This is a genomic window from Candidatus Enterococcus ikei (genome assembly GCF_017316105.1).
Taxonomy (GTDB): Bacteria; Bacillota; Bacilli; order Lactobacillales; family Enterococcaceae; genus Enterococcus_L; species Enterococcus_L ikei.
Map to the genome: position 1 here is coordinate 260,119 of NZ_JAFLWD010000009.1, position 18,675 is coordinate 278,793.

Sequence of the window (18,675 nt, forward strand, 5' to 3'; positions counted from 1 at the left end):
AGTATTAGCCAACTGTAGGGCTTTTTAAGGGTGCCTAATTATTATATTTATAATAAAAGAAAATAAAAACGCAAAAACACGAACATTATAAATAAAAACATTCATTAAAGTTAATATTTCGTTGAAATGGAGAAGCTACTACCTTATACTTTAAAAGTATTCATCAAGAAAAAATATGCACTTATAATTTTTGAGTAAGAAGGAGAGAAACACGTTCATGGAAAAGTTTTTCAAGTTAAAGGAAAATAAAACAACAGTCTCTACAGAAATGATAGCAGGGGTCACGACATTTTTTGCGATGAGTTATATTTTATTCGTCAATCCGTCGATTTTATCTCAAACAGGAATGCCATTTCAGGCAGTCTTTCTAGCAACGATTATTGCATCGATCATCGGTACATTGATCATGGGTATTTTTGCAAATGTTCCTTACGCACAAGCGCCAGGAATGGGGCTAAATGCGTTCTTTACTTTTACAGTAGTTTTTGGTTTAGGTTATACTTGGCAACAAGCTCTAGCGATGGTTTTCATCTGCGGATTGATCAATGTTTTAATTACTGTAACGAAAATTCGTAAGTTGATCATCAAAGCTATTCCAGAAAGTATGCAACACGCAATTGGTGGGGGAATTGGGATTTTTGTTGCTTATGTGGGAATCAAAAATGCAAAATTATTAGATTTCACAGTACAAGCAGAACCTACTAAAGGTGTTGTTAATGGAGCTAGCATTGTTCCGGCGTTAGGGAATTTCAATAATCCTGAAATTATTTTAGCAGTTATTGGTTTAGTTCTTACAACAATTTTAGTGGTTTTAAATGTTCGTGGAGCAATTTTAATAGGAATTGTAGCAACAACGCTTATTGCAATTCCACTTGGGGTAGTAGATTTATCAACAATTGATTGGCAAGCAAATTCTTTAGGAAACTCGATTAGTGAATTAGGTACGACTTTTGGTGCGGCGTTTGGCGCTGACGGAATGCAATCATTATTTAGTGATGCATCAAAGATTCCTCAAGTCTTGATGACTGTCATTGCCTTTAGCTTATCAGATACTTTTGATACGATCGGGACATTTATTGGAACAGGGCGTCGAACAGGTATTTTTTCTAAAGAAGATGAATTGGCTTTAGAAGATAGCAAAGGGTTTTCTACAAAAATGGATAAGGCATTATTTGCTGATGCGATCGCTACGTCGATCGGTGCTGTTTTTGGCACGTCGAATACAACGACTTATGTTGAAAGTGCAGCAGGAATCGGCGCTGGCGGACGGACTGGGTTGACGTCGGTTGTTGTGGCAGCTTTATTTGCTTTAAGTAGCTTGTTTTCTCCGCTAATTGCAATCGTTCCAGCTCAAGCAACGGCACCAGCATTGATTTTAGTGGGTGTTATGATGTTGGCTTCATTTAAAGATATCGAATGGACTAATTTAGAAGAAGCTGTTCCAGCGTTTTTTGCATCAATTTTTATGGGATTATGTTATAGTATTTCTTACGGAATCGCAGCGGGTTTCATTTTTTACGCAGTAGTTAAAGTCGCAAAAGGTAAATTTAATGAAGTTTCACCGATTCTGTGGGTTGTAAACGCGCTGTTTATTTTGAATTTTATTATTTTAGCAATTTTATAGTACACTCTTTATCTATAAAGGGGTTGAAATAGAAGTGTTTAACTCCGAGAAATAAGAAGGAGTTGCTTCTTTTCCTCCGTTTATGAGGATTTTAAGTGGGTGGGATGTGACTCAAAGAGTTATGTCCCACTCACTTTTTATTTTGTTTGCAGAAATATTTTTTGAGTGATTAGGAAATTTGGAGTATAGTTAATAGTGAAGAATTTGTGAGGTGTGCATTACGATGAAAATTGATTGGAAAAAGAATTTGATGGTTGCTTGGTTGGGTTGTTTTTTTACTGGTGCAAGTATTAGTTTGGTGATGCCATTTATTCCTTTGTACGTGGAACAATTGGGAACACCAAAGAGCCAGGTTGGACTATTTTCAGGACTTGCAATATCTGTTACGGCATTTGCAGCGGCGATCGTAGCGCCTATTTGGGGAAATTTAGCTGATAGGAAAGGCCGGAAGCTGATGATGATTCGTGCTGCTGCTGGAATGACGATCACGATGGGTTCACTAGCTTTTGTCCCAAATGTTTATTGGCTATTGATCATGCGTTTTTTTAATGGCATTCTTTCAGGGTATATTCCTAATGCAACAGCGATGATTGCATCACAAGCACCTAAAGAAAAAAGTGGATGGGCTTTAGGTACGCTATCTACGGGTGCAATTGCTGGAAATTTGATTGGACCATCTTTTGGTGGTGCGTTAGCTCAGTGGTTTGGAATGGAAAATGTATTTATTATTACTGGAGTAGTTCTTTTGATCACTACATTATTAACTATTTTTATGGTGAAAGAAGATTTCCAACCTGTTGAGAAAAAAGATTTATTAAGCACAAAAGAGATTTTTTCGAAAATGGACAATGTTTCAATTTTGATTGGTTTATTCATTACAACATTGATTCTACAAATTGGTGTTACTAGTATTAGCCCCGTGTTAACATTGTATATTCGTTCGTTAAGCCACAATACGGGAAATATTTTATTTGTCAGCGGCTTGATTGTTTCAGTCGCAGGTGTATCTGCTGTAATTTCCTCACCGATTTTAGGAAAGCTTGGGGATAAGATCGGAAATCATAAGGTGTTATTGGCAGGCTTGTTTTTATCTATGATTTGCTATATTCCTATGGCCTTTGTAAAAACACCATTTCAACTAGGGTTGTTACGTTTCTTTTTAGGCTTTTCAACGGGTGCTTTAATGCCGTCAATAAATACGCTGATCAGCAAAATTACACCTTCAGAAGGAGTAAGTCGGATTTATAGCTATAACCAGATGTTTAGTAACTTTGGGCAAGTGTTAGGTCCGATGATCGGTTCAACTGTAGCTCATGGCTTTGGGTACAGTTCGGTATTTATAGCAACCGCTTGTTTTGTCTTAGGAAACATTTGTCTTTCATTGTTCAATTTTCGCAAAATTTTAAATAAAAGACTATAAACAGTTGAAAACATAAAAAAACCAGTTACAATGTTTGTAGTAACTGGTTTTTTTATAAGCAATTCTGAGTTATTGAATACGTTTAGTCGCTTCTTTTTTCGGCAACGCAAATTGGCCGATCAATAAGATGACCACACCGGTAATCAATGATATAATCGTTGTCAACATGAAATCATAAGTACCACTACTTAAGGCACCGCCAATGTATCCAACCACTTGTCCTAGTAAAAAGGACCATAACAATACAAGAATGTAACGCATGGATTGCACCTCTTTTCATGCTTTAGTTTAGCACAATTTCTATAAATGTAAAGAATTTGAAAGTTACATTTTTAATTTAAATCATCATAATAAATGGTGGAATCACAAGTAAGCTGAACTTCAAACCAATCTATCCAATTCTAAATGCTAAACGTGAAGAATTGAAGAGATCTTTTTTACCGAAGTTGAGCACTTTTTTTCTAACCTACATAAAAGGAGATGTCCTATGCCCTTTCCACAATTATATACAATTACTGCTTACTCATTACTTTCCAGTACTATTCGTATTCAAGAATTGGTACAGCAAGCTAAAAAATTAGGTTATACAGCCCTAGGAATCACAGATATCAACGTGTTGCATGGGACGATCGAGTTTTTTGAAGCTTGTAAAAAAGAAGAAATCAAACCGATTATCGGTTTAACTTTAGAATATACACCTCAAAAATCAGAGCAATCCGCACAATTATTACTGTATGCAAAAGATATAAAGGGCTATCAAAACTTGATGCGAATATCTACTGCAAAGATGAATAGTGAAAAAGTTTTCTATTTAGAAGAAATCAAAGATCATTTAACTCATTTATTCGCTGTGATACCTTCTGATAAAGGGGAAGTTGCTTTTGCGCTAAAAAGGAGCGAAGAAGAAGCAACAGCATGTTTGGCTCAATTAGTGCAATATTTTGATTCAGATTCTTTTTTTGCGGGCGCTTCATTTACGAGTAATCCAGAAACGAATCCAGAACTTTTCCTATTTTACGAACAACAACAACAACCGCTGCTTGCCTTACAAGAAACTCGTTATTTGAACCGAACAGATGGTTTTGCACTAAAAGTATTGGCTCATATCGATGAAGGGCAACAGATGACTTTGAATACGGAAGAAACTGAGATCGAAGGACCTTTTTATCTACGAAGTCAAACAGACGCTGCAGAACAACTACGTGTGAAAATCAATGAGCAAGCAATTCAAAATGCGGAGAAACTTGCAGAGTCATGTTCAGTAGAGATTCCTTTACATCAACGGTTACTGCCTCATTATTCAATACCTGATGGAAAAGAAGCAGGGGACTTTTTAAAAGAGTTGTGTTTGCAAAAGTTACCTGAACGTATTGAAAACGTCACTATTGAGTATGAAGAACGTTTGGCTAAAGAGTTAAGGATTATTCACACAATGGGCTTTGATGATTATTTTTTAATTGTCTGGGACGTTATGGCGTTTGCTCACGAAAGAAATATAGTTACCGGAGCTGGTCGAGGTTCTGCTGCAGGATCTTTAGTTTCGTATGTTTTGTCGATAACGGATGTTGATCCAATCAAGTATGATTTATTATTTGAACGTTTTTTAAACCCTGAAAGACATTCAATGCCTGATATAGATTTGGACATTCCAGATAATCGCCGAGAAGAAGTGCTGCAGTATGTTCGGGAAAAATACGGTCACTATCATATGGCGCAAATTGCTACTTTTGGTACGATGGCAGCAAAAATGGTTTTAAGGGATGTCGCAAGAGTCTTCGGTTTATCTCAAAGTGAGTCCAATCGCTGGTCTAATGCTGTACCAACTGCACTTAAAATGACCTTAAAAACAGCCTATGCAGATTCGAAAAATCTAGTAGAATTAGTGAATTCATCAGATGTAAATCGTTTATTATATGACACGGCTGTTCGCTTAGAAGGACTTCCCCGTCATGTTTCAACCCATGCAGCAGGTGTAGTGATCAGTGATCAAAACCTTCTAGAGCTTGTACCTTTACAGCCAGGTTCCAATGATATTTTTCTCACACAGTTTACAATGAATGATGTAGAAAAGATCGGTTTGCTCAAAATGGATTTCTTAGGATTGAGAAATTTATCGATCATTGATGATACCCTCAAAGCCATTAAAAGAGTTTATAAAAAAGAAATAGTTTTAAATCAAATTCCATTAGATGATGAAAAAACGTTATCCTTATTCAGACGGGGAGAAACGAGCGGTGTTTTTCAGTTTGAATCAGCCGGCATCAGAAATGTTTTAAGAAAGTTAGGTCCAACAAGTATTGAAGATATTGCTGCGGTCAACGCACTCTATCGTCCTGGTCCAATGCAGAACATCGATTTATTTGTTAGCAGAAAGAAAGGCCAAACACCAATCGATTATCCAGATCCAATCTTAGAGCCGATTTTAAAAAATACGTATGGCATCATTGTGTATCAGGAGCAAATTATTCAAGTCGCTTCTACAATGGCAGGATTTAGTTTAGGGCAAGCCGATATCTTAAGACGTGCAGTCAGTAAAAAGAAAAAAGATGTGCTGGATGAAGAACGAAAACACTTTGTCGAAGGCGCGATGAAACAAGGGCACAGCGAAGAAGTAGCAACTACGATTTACGATTATATTGAGCGATTCGCTAACTATGGATTTAACCGATCTCACGCATTTGCCTATTCGTTTATTGGGTTTCAAATGGCTTATTTAAAAGTACATTTTCCAGGTGCTTTTTATGCGGCTATTCTTCACTCTGTGAGGCATAATCCTAATAAAATCAAAGAGTATATCGGAGAAGCGCGTAAAAATAAAATGGCGATTTTGCAACCAGCAATCAATTCTAGTCAATATAGTTTTTATTTGAACAAGGACGATCAGATTATGTTTGGTTTTAGTTCATTAAAAGGAATACGAAGAGATTTTATCCAAAATATTTTAGATGAACGTAAAGAACGTGGGCCATTTAAATCTTTTGACCAATTTCTATTGCGTATCGACCGTAAGTGGCTGAAGGCTGAAAATATTCAACCTTTGATCGCTATTGGTGCGTTTGATGAATTACAAGCTAATCGCCGCCAATTGGCTGTCAGCTTAGATAGTGAAATTCAAAATATCATATACAGCGGTGGAAGCATGGACCTTTTGGGAGAAACGCTAAAACTCAAAGAAGTCGAAGTGCCTGATTATACTTTAGAAGAAAAATTGGAGCAAGAAGAACAATACTTGGGTGTTTATTTATCTGGGCATCCAACAGAAGAATTCAAAAAAACACGTTTGGCAAAACAAGTCATGTTAGTCAGTGATGTGCTGGAAAACCAAACAGCCCGCTTATTGATTTATGTAAAAGATATTCGAGTCATCAGAACGAAAAAAGGCGAACAGATGGCTTTTGTGGAAGGCGATGATTTAACGGGTTCGTTATCTTTGACACTTTTTCCAACTGTTTTCAGAACACTTCGCCAAAATGTTGAAAAAAATCAAGTTTATTTCGTAGAAGGCAAAATAGAAAAAAGTAATTATAATCAAGAGCTCCAACTATTGGTGAATCAGATCGAAAAAGCAAGCGAAATCGAAAACAGTATTAGTGCAACGACTTGTTATTTAAAAATCGTGGAATCCCAAGATGAAACAGCCATTTTACAAAGTATTCATGAAGTAATTCAACAGCATAAAGGGAACACGCCTGTAATTATTTATTTTGAAAAAAACGGGAAGAAATTAGTTCTAGGAGAAGAGAATTGGGTCGCTGATACGCTCAATGTAAAAGAACAATTAGAATCAATATTAGGTAGTCAAAATGTTGTTTTCAAATGATTTACGGTAAAAAATACTAATTGTTTTCATCTTTTTTCAATTATTTCTTCTTAAATCAAGACATTTTGCACTATTAATGGTAAAATGAGTGACGTAATATTTTTGAGTAATGAATAACTGTGACAAAACTTGTTACAGCTTAAAAGTATATTATATGAGGTGAAAGAACGAATGAAACGTATCGGTATTTTAACCAGCGGGGGAGACGCCCCAGGAATGAACGCTGCAATTCGTGCAGTGGTACGTAAAGGGATTTTTGACGGAATCGAAGTTTATGGAATCAATTATGGTTTTGCAGGCTTAGTTGCAGGTGATATTCGTCGATTGGATATTGCTGATGTTGGTGACAAAATCCAACGTGGTGGAACATTCTTATATTCTGCTCGTTATCCTGAATTTGCAACAGAAGAAGGACAGTTAAAAGGCATTGAACAATTGAAAAAATTCGGCATCGAAGGTTTAGTTGTAATTGGTGGAGATGGTTCTTACCATGGTGCAATGGCTTTGACGAAACGCGGATTTCCAGCTGTAGGTATTCCAGGAACGATCGATAATGATATTCCAGGAACAGATTTTACCATTGGATTTGATACAGCAATCAATACAGTATTAGAATCGATCGACCGTATTCGTGATACAGCAACTTCACATGTACGCACGTTTGTAATCGAAGTAATGGGACGTGGCGCAGGCGACATCGCTCTTTGGTCAGGTGTTGCAGGTGGTGCGGATGAAATCATTATTCCAGAGCATGACTTTGATATGAATAATGTTGCTAAACGTATTAGAGAAGGCCGTGATCGCGGGAAGAAACATTGCTTGATCATTTTGGCAGAAGGCGTTATGGGTGGTAATGAATTTGCTGATAAACTTTCTGAACATGGCGATTTCCATACACGTGTATCTATTTTAGGACACGTTGTCCGTGGCGGTTCTCCAAGTGCCCGTGACCGTGTATTAGCCAGCAAATTTGGTTCATACGCTGTTGAATTATTGAAAGCCGGAAAAGGTGGACAATGTATCGGTATGCTTGACAACGAAGTAGTTTCAGCAGATATCGTAGATACGTTGGAAAACCATAAGCATAAACCTGACTTATCACTTTATGATTTAAATCAAGAGATTTCTTTTTAAAAAAAGGCTCGAAGTTCTGAGCTATCTGAAGTATCGCTTGAGGAAAATAGATAATCTTCATAAGTATAAACAAAAATGGAATAGGAGCGTTTGGTAATGAAAAAAACGAAAATCGTATGTACGATCGGACCAGCTAGTGAATCAGTTGATATGCTAGTAAACTTAATAAATGCAGGGATGAATGTTTGTCGCTTAAACTTCTCACATGGTGATTTTGAAGAACACGGCAACCGCATCAAAAACATTCGTGAAGCTGTAAAAATCACAGGAAAACGCGTAGCGATCTTGCTTGATACAAAAGGTCCAGAAATCCGTACGAACGAAATGGAAAATGGCGCAATCACTTTAAGAACAGGTGATTCAGTACGTCTTTCTATGACAGAAGTTTTAGGAACAAACGAAAAATTCTCAATTACTTACCCAGAATTAATTAACGATGTAAACGTTGGTTCTCATATTCTTTTAGATGATGGATTAATCGACTTAGAAGTAACTGATATCGACCGCGCTGCAAACGAAATCGTTACTGAAGTTAAAAACGAAGGCGTATTAAAAAATAAAAAAGGCGTAAACGTACCAGGTGTTTCTGTAAACCTTCCTGGAATCACTGATAAAGATGCTGCTGATATCCGTTTTGGTATCGAACAAGGCGTTGACTTTATCGCTGCAAGTTTCGTTCGTCGTGCAACTGACGTTTTAGAAATTACTAGAATTTTAGAAGAACAAGATGCAACACATATCCAAATCATTCCTAAAATCGAAAACCAAGAAGGTATCGACAATATTGACGAAATCCTAAAAGTTTCTGATGGTTTAATGGTTGCTCGTGGTGACATGGGTGTTGAAATTCCAACTGAAGATGTTCCTGTTGTTCAAAAAGAATTGATCAAAAAATGTAATGCTTTGGGTAAACCAGTTATCACTGCAACACAAATGCTTGATTCTATGCAACGTAACCCACGCCCAACTCGTGCAGAAGCAAATGACGTTGCTAATGCAATTTACGATGGAACAGATGCAGTAATGCTTTCTGGTGAAACTGCTGCTGGGGATTACCCATTAGAAGCGGTTCAAACAATGGCTCGTATTGCGGTCCGTACAGAAGAAGCGTTGATCAACCAAGATTCATTTGCGTTAAAACTTTACAGCAAAACAGATATGACAGAAGCAATTGGGCAATCAGTTGGTCATACTGCGCGTAATTTGGGCATCCAAACAATCGTTGCTGCAACAGAATCTGGTCACACTGCTCGTATGATCTCTAAATACCGTCCGAAATCACATATCGTTGCGATTACTTTCTCAGAACAAAAAGCACGTAGCTTGTCATTATCTTGGGGTGTTTATGCAACTGTTGCTGAAAAACCATCAAGCACTGATGAAATGTTCAACTTAGCAACACATATTTCTCAAGAAGAAGGTTTTGCAAGCGAAGGTGACTTGATCATCATCACTGCTGGTGTACCAGTAGGTGAAAGAGGAACAACAAACCTAATGAAGATCCAAATGATCGGTTCAAAATTAGTTCAAGGTCAAGGAATCGGCGAAGCTTCAGTTATTGCTAAAGCAGTTGTTGCAAATACAGCTGAAGAAGCAGTAGCAAATGCAACAGAAGGTTCTGTTTTAGTTGTTAAAACAACTGACAAAGATTACATGCCTGCAATCGATAAAGCAATTGCTTTAGTTGTTGAAGAAGGTGGCTTAACTTCTCATGCAGCAGTCGTTGCGATTGCAAAAGATATTCCAGTAATCGTTGGCGCAGCTGATGCAACAAACTTGATTGCTAATGACGAATTAATCACTGTTGATCCTCGTCGTGGTATTGTATACCGTGGTGCAACAACAGCAATTTAAAACATTAATTATAGCAATTGAAAGAGTGGAATGAATCGTGCACAATGATTCATTTCCACTCTTTTTTAGGTATTTCGAACAAAAGTTTCATATATTGTGAACAATTTCTCAAAAGGGGTTTTAAAACGATTTCATACATGGTAAAATGTAATTGTTACCATATAATATTAAATACAGGAGTGATAGAATGAAAGCAGCTGTTGTAACTAAAGAGAATAATGGAAAAGTAGAAATCAAAGAAGTAGATCTTAGACCACTTGAAGCTGGTGAAGCTTTAGTTGATGTAGAATATTGCGGTGTTTGTCATACTGATTTACATGTGGCGCACGGGGATTTTGGTGAAGTACCAGGACGTGTGATTGGTCATGAAGGTATTGGAATCGTAAAAGAAGTTGCTCCCGGTGTTGAAAGCTTAAAAGTTGGCGACCGTGTGAGTATCGCTTGGTTCTTTGAAGGATGCGGAACTTGTGAATATTGTATCACAGGACGTGAGACTTTCTGTCGCCAAGTAAAAAATGCTGGTTTTTCTGTAGATGGCGCAATGGCAGAACAATGTATTGTTAAGGCTGATTACGCTGTTAAGGTTCCAGAAGGATTAGATCCAGCTCAGGCTAGTAGTATTTCATGTGCAGGTGTGACTTGTTATAAAGCAATCAAAGTTTCTGATGTAAAACCTGGACAATGGGTTGCTATTTATGGTATCGGCGGTCTAGGTAACTTAGCTATTCAATATGCTAAGAATGTTTTCAATGCTAAAGTAATCGCTATTGATATCAATGATGATAAGTTGACATTTGCTAAAGAACTAGGTGCTGATTTAGTATGTAATCCATTAACAGATGGTGATGCAGGAGAATGGATTCAAAAGCACGTTGGGGGAGCGCATGCAGCAGTTGTTACAGCTGTTTCAAAAGTTGCCTTCAATCAAGCAGTAAATTCAGTTCGAGCGGCTGGTAAAGTTGTAGCAGTAGGACTTCCTCCAGAAACTATGGATTTAGAAATTGTAAAAACAGTACTTGATGGTATTCAAATCGTAGGTTCTCTTGTGGGGACACGTAAAGATTTAGAAGAAGCATTCCAATTTGGTGCAGAAGGCAAGGTAGTACCAGTTGTAGAAACACGTTGTCTACATGAAGTTAATGATATCTTTGAAGAAATGGAACAAGGAAAAATCAAAGGTAGAATGGTCGTAGATTTAAAAAAATAAATTCCTTAAAATGAAATAAATTAATCGAACAATAATGACCCATAAAAGGTAGGACTAAAATTCTAACGATTGTGGGTCTTTTTGTTATAATCTCGATCTAAAGTAAAAAGGTTGGTTTTTCTGTATACTTTTGGGGACTTTGATAGCATCTTAAATTAGATTCTGTTAAGATTAAGAATAGAATTTACAATAAAGCATAAAGAAATATTCAATATATGAAAGAATGTATTTAATCCAAACTTTGAAATACTATTTTCTAAGGAGGTGGAATCATGAAAGAAAGTGCAAAAGCAGGAATTTCCTTTGGTTGTGCGTTAGCGTTAGTTATTTCTTATGTAAATTGGCATAGTGTAGTTTGGGCAATATTTCATGGAGCATTGAGCTGGTTTTATGTTATTTATTATGTAATTATCTATGGATTGAATTAAAAGAAAAACAAGTGTAAAAAAAATCAACATACTTGTATAAGGAAACCTAGATCAGAATGGAACTTCGGATTTCTTGCTTTTTATTTTAGTGGCAGTCTCGATTAAAATGAGATTTCATTCATTCAAGTTTGTGAAAAATTAAAAAAATTTTTAAACAGAGGGTTTTCAGAAAAATTCTATTAATAATCAGGTAAATTATGCTATAATTACATAATTAAGATGGGAGGTTAAGTGCAAATGGAATCCATTTCAAAAGATTTTGCCGTTCAGCTGTTAAACGATGATGCACAAAGGATCATGATGTTGATCCGCAATCAAAAAAATAGCCTATGTATTTCCCAATGTAAAGCGTTTGAGGAAGTCGTAGATACACAAATGTATGGTTTTTCTCGACAAGTGACTTATGCCATTCGTCTAGGTATTTTAAGTTCAACACAAGGACATCAACTACTAAGTGATTTAGAAAAAGAACTTAATCAATTATATAGTGACGTTTATGAGGAAACACAAGAAAAAAAAGAGATTGGCAAGGAGGTCTAAACTTTGCCGAAAAAGATAAAAAAAAGGCATCTGTTAGATTATAGTATTTTGATTCCCTACTTAGTTCTTAGTGCAGTAGGATTGATTATGGTTTACAGTTCGACCTCCTCTTTGCAAGTGTCTAAAGGATTGCCACCAGCAAGTATGGTCATTTCTCAATTGCAATTTTGGGTTTTAAGTTTGGTCGCTATGTTTTTTATTTATAAGATGAAAACAGCAGTTTTCCAAAACAAAGGATTTATCATGCTTGCGATAACAGTAATTTCTGTATTACTTTTGGCTGTTAAATTTACTCCTTTGGGTAAAACAATTAATGGTGCCTCAGGGTGGTTATACCTTGGCTCATTTTCTATGCAGCCTGCGGAGTATTTGAAAATCATGATTATTTGGTATTTAGCTTATATTCTAGGAAGAAGACAGAAATATATCGATAGAGAGTTTAAAAAAGCTGTGTTTAGACCAATGCTTTTAGTTGGTTTTTTAATTTTTCTAGTGGCTATTCAACCCGACTTAGGAAATGCAGCGATTTTAACATTGATTGCAATCGTTATGATCTTAGCTTGCGGTGTTAATTATATGTATACTTATATCGTTGGTGGAGTTGGAATCTTAGGTAGTATTGCTGTGATTCAAGCATTGATTCTAAGCAAAGGCGCGTTTATCCCTGAAAAGTATCAATATGTATATAAGCGTTTTGCGATTTTCTTAAATCCATTTACAGATGAACGTAATGCCGGTCATCAGTTAGCAAATTCTTATTATGCGATCAACAATGGCGGCTGGTTCGGAAAAGGATTAGGAAATAGTATCCAGAAAAAAGGTTTCTTACCTGAAGCGCATTCAGATTTTATTTTTGCTATTACGATCGAAGAACTAGGATTATTAGTATCATTATTGATTTTAGCACTTTTAATGTTTATGATTGCTCGCATCATCTTAGTTGGTGTAAGATCTAAAAAACCATTTAATTCATTGATGTGTGTCGGTATCGGATCTATGCTATTATTACAGGTTTTTATTAACCTAGGTGGAATTACAGGTGTGATTCCATTAACAGGGATAACATTCCCGTTCCTTAGTCATGGAGGGAATAGTGTGCTGATTATATCAATCGCTGTAGCGTTTGTACTGAATATCAGTGCAGATGAAAAAAAACAAAAAATGGACCAAGAATACCAAGTACTTGGTAATTAATAAATAAATGAAGGTCAATAACTGGTGATATAAAAGTAATTCCTCTTTTTGTTTGGAATTAACCATTCTTGTATCAACCTTAATAAAACGGGTAGGAGTGAAAAAATGAAAAAAGTTTTAGTAGCAAATCGTGGAGAAATCGCCATTCGAATTTTTAGAGCCTGTACAGAGATGCACATTGGGACAGTGGCTATCTATGCAGCAGAAGATGAATATTCAGTTCATCGTTTTAAAGCAGATGAAGCTTATTTAGTTGGTAAAGGAAAAAAACCGATCGAAGCATATCTTGATATGGAAGATATCATTCGTATCGCTAAAAAATCTGGAGCCGATGCTATCCATCCAGGATACGGTTTTCTATCTGAAAACTTAGAATTTGCTCGTCGTTGTAGAGAAGAAGGTCTTATTTTTGTTGGTCCGTCATTACATCATCTAGATATTTTCGGAGATAAAATAAAGGCAAAAGAAGCAGCTGTTGCAGCGGGGATTTCTTCAATCCCTGGTTCAGATGGTCCTGTCGATACGGTCGAAGGTGTGTTGGAATTTGGTAGAACACATGGCTTTCCGATCATGATTAAAGCAGCACTTGGCGGCGGCGGTCGCGGAATGCGGGTAGCTCATGATGAAAAAGAGGCAAAAGAAGGTTATACAAGAGCAAAAAGCGAAGCGAAAGCGGCTTTTGGTTCTGATGAAGTATACGTGGAAAAATATATATCTAATCCCAAACACATTGAAGTTCAAATTTTAGGGGATGCTCATGGAAATGTGATCCATTTATTTGAACGAGACTGTTCGGTTCAACGCCGCCATCAAAAAGTGGTAGAAGTTGCGCCTTGTGTGTCAATGAGTGAAGCAAAACGGAAAGAAATCTGTGATGCAGCAGTTCAATTAATGAAACATGTGAAGTATATCAATGCTGGAACGGTTGAATTTTTGGTTGAAGGGGATCAATTCTACTTTATTGAAGTAAATCCACGTGTGCAAGTAGAACATACGATTACCGAAATGATTACAGATATCGATATTGTTGTCTCTCAGTTGCAAATCGCTCAAGGTCTTGATTTGCACAAAGATATGAAACTTCCTCACCAAGAAGAAATCACCTTAAATGGTGCAGCGATCCAATGCCGAATCACAACAGAAGACCCATTGAATCATTTTATGCCGGATACTGGTAAAATCGATACATATCGTTCACCAGGCGGTTTTGGTGTACGACTTGATGTTGGAAATGCCTATTCTGGAGCTGTAGTCACACCGTATTTTGATTCACTTTTAGTAAAAGTTTGTACGCACGGTTCAACTTTTGAAAAAGCGATTCAAAAGATGGAACGTTGCCTAAGAGAATTTAGAATTCGTGGTGTAAAAACCAATATCCCGTTTTTACACAAAGTGCTTGCTCATCCTGAATTCCAATCTGGTGAAGCCAAAACAACATTTATCGACAATACTCCGCAGTTATTTGAATTTCCTAAATTAAGAGACCGCGGCAATAAAACAATGAAATACATTGGTGAAGTAACAGTCAATGGTTTTCCAGGAATTGAAAAGTCAACGAAAAAATATTTTGATGCTCCTCGTATTCCAACTGATTTAGAATTACGCAGTGATTATGTGACTGCCAAAAATATTTTAGATAAAGATGGCGCGCAGGGTGTGATTGATTGGGTCAAAAAACAAGAAAATGTTTTACTGACAGATACAACTTTCCGTGATGCCCATCAAAGTCTATTAGCAACGCGCGTAAGAACGCAAGATTTCAAAGAAATTGCTCGCTTAACTGGAGAAGGACTTCCTGAGTTGTTTTCTAGTGAAATGTGGGGCGGTGCAACGTTTGATGTTGCGTATCGTTTCTTGAATGAAGATCCATGGCAAAGACTCCGTAAAATCCGTAAACTAATGCCAAACACATTATTGCAAATGCTATTTAGAGGATCAAATGCGGTTGGCTACCAAAATTATTCAGATAATGTTATTGAAGAATTTATAAAAGAGTCTGCACGACAAGGGATCGATGTTTTCCGTATTTTTGATAGTTTAAATTGGTTGCCGCAAATGGAGAAAAGTATTCAAGCAGTTAGAGATACAGGAAAAATTGCAGAAGCTGCCATTTGTTATACAGGAGATATCAATGATCCAACAAGAGCCAAATATAATGTTGAATATTACAAAAATATGGCAAAAGAACTCGAAAAAATGGGTGCACATATTATTGCAATCAAAGATATGGCTGGTCTATTAAAACCACAAGCGGCCTATCGTTTAATCAGCGAGTTGAAAGATACAACAGATTTACCAATTCATTTGCACACTCATGATACAAGCGGAAATGGTATTATCACATATTCAGCTGCAACTAAGGCGGGTGTTGATATTGTGGATGTCGCAACAAGTGCGATGAGTGGAGCAACGAGCCAACCAAGTATGAGCAGTTTATATTATGCTTTGGTCAATGGTGACCGTACGCCTGATGTCAATATTGATAATACGCAAAAAATCAATCATTATTGGGAAGATGTCCGCATGTATTATCAACCGTTTGAAAATGGCTTGAATGCGCCACAGACAGAAGTTTATATGCATGAAATGCCTGGTGGACAATATTCAAACTTGCAGCAGCAAGCCAAAGCAGTTGGCTTAGGTCATCAATGGGATGATATTAAAAAAATGTATCATACAGTCAATTTGATGTTTGGTGATATTGTTAAAGTAACTCCTTCTTCAAAAGTTGTAGGAGATATGGCGTTATTTATGGTTCAAAATAATTTAACCGAAGCAGATATCTATGCAACTGGTGAAGAATTAAGTTTCCCAGAATCAGTAGTGACATTTTTCCAAGGGGACTTAGGTCAGCCAGTAGGTGGATTCCCTAAAGACTTACAAAGAATTATTTTGAAAGGCCGTCCTGCATTTACAGAAAGACCAGGAAGCTTAGCAGCGCCTGTAAACTTTGATAAAGTGAAAGCAGAATTGGCTGAATTAATTGGTTACGAGCCTAAACTTGAAGAGATTCTGAGCTATTTGATGTATCCACAAGTATTCTTAGATTACCGCACGTCTTATCAAAATTTTGGAGATGTTACATTGTTGGATACACCAACATTTTTCCAAGGAATTCGTCAAGGAGAATCTGTAGAAGTTCAAATTGAAAAAGGGAAGACATTGATTATTCGCTTAGATGAAATTGGCGATCCGGATATTGAGGGAAATCGAGTACTTTTCTTCAATTTAAATGGTCAGCGTCGTGAAGTAGTGATAAAAGATACATCTATCAAATCTTCTATTCAAGCAAAACGTAAAGCTGAACCAACGAACAAAGAGCAAATTGGCGCAACGATGTCTGGCTCTGTTCTCCAAGTTTTAGTAAACAAAGGAGACAAAGTTCAAAAAGGTGATGCTCTACTAGTTACAGAGGCAATGAAGATGGAAACAACGATTGAAGCACGCTTTGATGGTATCGTCGAGCACTTATATGTACTCGAAGGTGAAACCATCAGCTCTGGTGATTTATTGATAGAAGTAAAAGAAAATTAATCGAAAAGTGGGGAAAAAGATGAGAAAATTTTTAGCATTTTTGGGCGTTTTCTTTGTAGTCCTGATAGTTGGCTATTTACAACCTGTCTTTTTCCCTGCTGAAAAGATGCAGCAAGAAGCAATTAGTGGGGGACAAAGCGTCTCCCACACTGCTTTACCTTATGAAGAAATTCCAACGTCAGGTTATGCTGCGTACATAGGTAAGAAAACAACCGATTTTGTAACAGAGTTTGGTGAACCCCTCGAAAAACAGAAATCTTATATGGGTTATGAACTATGGATATATGGTGAAAAAGATACAGATTATCTAGAAGTAAATGTTCAAAATGAAAAGATTACGATGATCAAAGCCTTTAATGATTCTAAAGAAGTAGCGCCGTTTTCCATTGATATGAAATTGTCAGATGTTTCAGAATTGATGACTATTTATTCCAATTTTGAGTTTACATATAAAGAAAACAAATATAATATTGAATTGATGGAAGAAGACATGAATTATCGTCCATTAATTGCATTTGATAATCAAACATTCGCTATTTTGTTCTTTAATCATGGAAATGGAAAGTTAGCAGCTGTCACGTATTTAGATAAAGAGTCATTGTTGACATTAATGCCTTATCAGCTGATTGAAGGGGAACCGATACCAATTGTAACGTTAGAACAGACAACAGGTTTTGATGCCGTTATTAGTAATCAGACGATTCGGACGATTAATCTATTAAAACTTAAAGAAGAGTTGCCGACTTATCATGTTAATACTGAAAGTCAAAAAAATGCTCAAAAACTTTTTGAAACGTTGACTAAAAATCAAAAGAATATTCTGTCTTTAGAAAGAATAGAAACTTGGCAGTTTAGTAAAGAACAAGCGGTTTCTACCGCAGTCTTCACTTTAACAAATGATGAGTTCCAAAAATTACTGAAAATTGGACAATTGGACAAGAAAAAAGCGACAGGAATGTATACAGAGCCTGTTTATGATCCAACATTCACAGTACTTTCATGGTTTTCTGATTCATTATATCATTCCCGTTTTGCCCATCAGGAAAACGAAAACATTGGCGTTGCTTTCACCAAAGAAAGTATGTTAGTCTTATTACAAGAAACAGAAAAAGAAATATCTCAAACAGAGGAAAGTGAATAAGTATGATAGTGACAGAAAAACTTTTTGAAATAGAAGATCAGACAGAAAAGCTTGTGCAAGCCATTTTAACTAGTGAGAGCATTGAATCTTATAAAATAAACCGTCAATCGATGTATGCATCTAAGGATGTTCGAGATAAGCAGAAGGCTTTTTTAGACGCAAAAGATTCTTTTGAACGGATCGAAGCATATGGAAACCATGCACCAGATTTTCGTACAAAGCAAAGAGCGGTTCGTCAAGCCAAACGAGCATTGGATATGAGTGAAGAAGTAGCTGAATTTCGTTTTTCTGAAACAGGCGTTCAAACAATTTTAGATTTAGTTGGCATGGCGGTAGCTAAAACAATATCAGACGATATTAAAGTAGATGCCGGGAATCCTTTCTTTGAAAAAGGAAAACATTCGGGTTGTGGAGGTAATTGTCATGCAAGTTAATGAAGACAAAGAATTTGTAATACAAAAGCGACGGTGCCTAGTTGTTTGGGTATATAGCTTAAAACAACTAAAAACATTGAAACGATATGGCTTGATCCATTATGTTTCTCGCCGGATGAAATATGTCGTTATTTACATGAATGAAGAAGATATTGAAAGCTCAGAAGTTAAAATCAATGGATTGCATTTTGTTCGTAAAGTAGAACGATCATATCGTCCAGATGTAGAAATGAATTTTGCTGAAAAAATTGGTACAAAAGCTGCTTACCAATATGAGGAAGAAGAAGGATTTGAAGTAGAAGAGTTAAGTACGCAGATTCGTTTAGCTGAAAATGTGTAAAAATT

The 18,675-nt window shown here is 36.5% G+C and carries 14 protein-coding genes; 13 read left to right on the plus strand and 1 reads right to left on the minus strand.

The features are described 5' to 3' along the window. Positions 1–217: 217 nt before the first annotated feature. Together JZO69_RS05240 and JZO69_RS05245 are read left to right on the plus strand one after the other, a co-directional pair. On the plus strand, positions 218–1,624 hold the full coding sequence (locus JZO69_RS05240) for an NCS2 family permease (RefSeq protein ID WP_207111830.1): 1,407 nt from the start codon (positions 218–220) through the stop codon (positions 1,622–1,624). A gap of 223 nt (positions 1,625–1,847) precedes the next feature. Further along, positions 1,848–3,044: a multidrug efflux MFS transporter gene (locus tag JZO69_RS05245; RefSeq protein WP_207111831.1), complete on the plus strand. Its 1,197-nt coding sequence runs from the start codon at positions 1,848–1,850 to the stop codon at positions 3,042–3,044. A gap of 69 nt (positions 3,045–3,113) precedes the next feature. On the opposite strand, the gene JZO69_RS05250 is transcribed toward JZO69_RS05245, so the two are convergent. Beyond that, the gene (locus JZO69_RS05250) at positions 3,114–3,305 is read right to left on the minus strand and encodes a YjzD family protein (RefSeq protein WP_207111832.1); all 192 of its coding nucleotides are present in this window, start codon (positions 3,303–3,305) and stop codon (positions 3,114–3,116) included. Between the two features lie 226 nt (positions 3,306–3,531). Here JZO69_RS05250 and dnaE point away from each other — a divergent pair, with 226 nt between their 5' ends. From dnaE to JZO69_RS05305, 11 genes are all read left to right on the plus strand, one after another. After that, the gene (gene dnaE / locus JZO69_RS05255) at positions 3,532–6,864 is read left to right on the plus strand and encodes a DNA polymerase III subunit alpha (RefSeq protein ID WP_207111833.1); all 3,333 of its coding nucleotides are present in this window, start codon (positions 3,532–3,534) and stop codon (positions 6,862–6,864) included. Positions 6,865–7,035: 171 nt separating this feature from the next. Next, the gene (gene pfkA / locus JZO69_RS05260; RefSeq protein WP_207111834.1) at positions 7,036–7,998 is read left to right on the plus strand and encodes a 6-phosphofructokinase; all 963 of its coding nucleotides are present in this window, start codon (positions 7,036–7,038) and stop codon (positions 7,996–7,998) included. 96 nt (positions 7,999–8,094) lie between these two features. Next, entirely contained in the window at positions 8,095–9,852 is a 1,758-nt protein-coding gene (gene pyk / locus JZO69_RS05265; protein ID WP_207111835.1) for a pyruvate kinase, read from the plus strand. A 187-nt stretch (positions 9,853–10,039) separates the two neighbouring features. Then, a complete protein-coding gene (gene adhP, locus JZO69_RS05270) occupies positions 10,040–11,059 on the plus strand; it encodes an alcohol dehydrogenase AdhP (RefSeq protein ID WP_207111836.1) in 1,020 nt (339 codons plus the stop codon). A 272-nt stretch (positions 11,060–11,331) separates the two neighbouring features. Next, on the plus strand, positions 11,332–11,487 hold the full coding sequence (locus JZO69_RS05275) for a hypothetical protein (protein WP_207111837.1): 156 nt from the start codon (positions 11,332–11,334) through the stop codon (positions 11,485–11,487). 237 nt (positions 11,488–11,724) lie between these two features. Continuing rightward, a complete protein-coding gene (locus tag JZO69_RS05280; protein WP_207111838.1) occupies positions 11,725–12,027 on the plus strand; it encodes an Fpa/YlaN family protein in 303 nt (100 codons plus the stop codon). Positions 12,028–12,030: 3 nt separating this feature from the next. Then, the gene (locus JZO69_RS05285; RefSeq protein ID WP_207111839.1) at positions 12,031–13,221 is read left to right on the plus strand and encodes an FtsW/RodA/SpoVE family cell cycle protein; all 1,191 of its coding nucleotides are present in this window, start codon (positions 12,031–12,033) and stop codon (positions 13,219–13,221) included. Between the two features lie 105 nt (positions 13,222–13,326). After that, complete coding sequence (locus JZO69_RS05290) at positions 13,327–16,755, plus strand: pyruvate carboxylase (RefSeq protein WP_207111840.1); 3,429 nt, start codon at positions 13,327–13,329, stop codon at positions 16,753–16,755. A 19-nt stretch (positions 16,756–16,774) separates the two neighbouring features. Then, on the plus strand, positions 16,775–17,896 hold the full coding sequence (locus tag JZO69_RS05295; protein WP_207111841.1) for a CAP-associated domain-containing protein: 1,122 nt from the start codon (positions 16,775–16,777) through the stop codon (positions 17,894–17,896). Between the two features lie 2 nt (positions 17,897–17,898). Then, positions 17,899–18,330: a YlbF/YmcA family competence regulator gene (locus JZO69_RS05300; protein ID WP_207111842.1), complete on the plus strand. Its 432-nt coding sequence runs from the start codon at positions 17,899–17,901 to the stop codon at positions 18,328–18,330. After that, positions 18,320–18,670, plus strand: a complete 351-nt coding sequence (locus JZO69_RS05305; RefSeq protein WP_207111843.1) for a YlbG family protein — start codon at positions 18,320–18,322, stop codon at positions 18,668–18,670. Before JZO69_RS05300 ends, JZO69_RS05305 begins: the two co-directional genes overlap by 11 nt. Positions 18,671–18,675 lie beyond the last annotated feature (5 nt).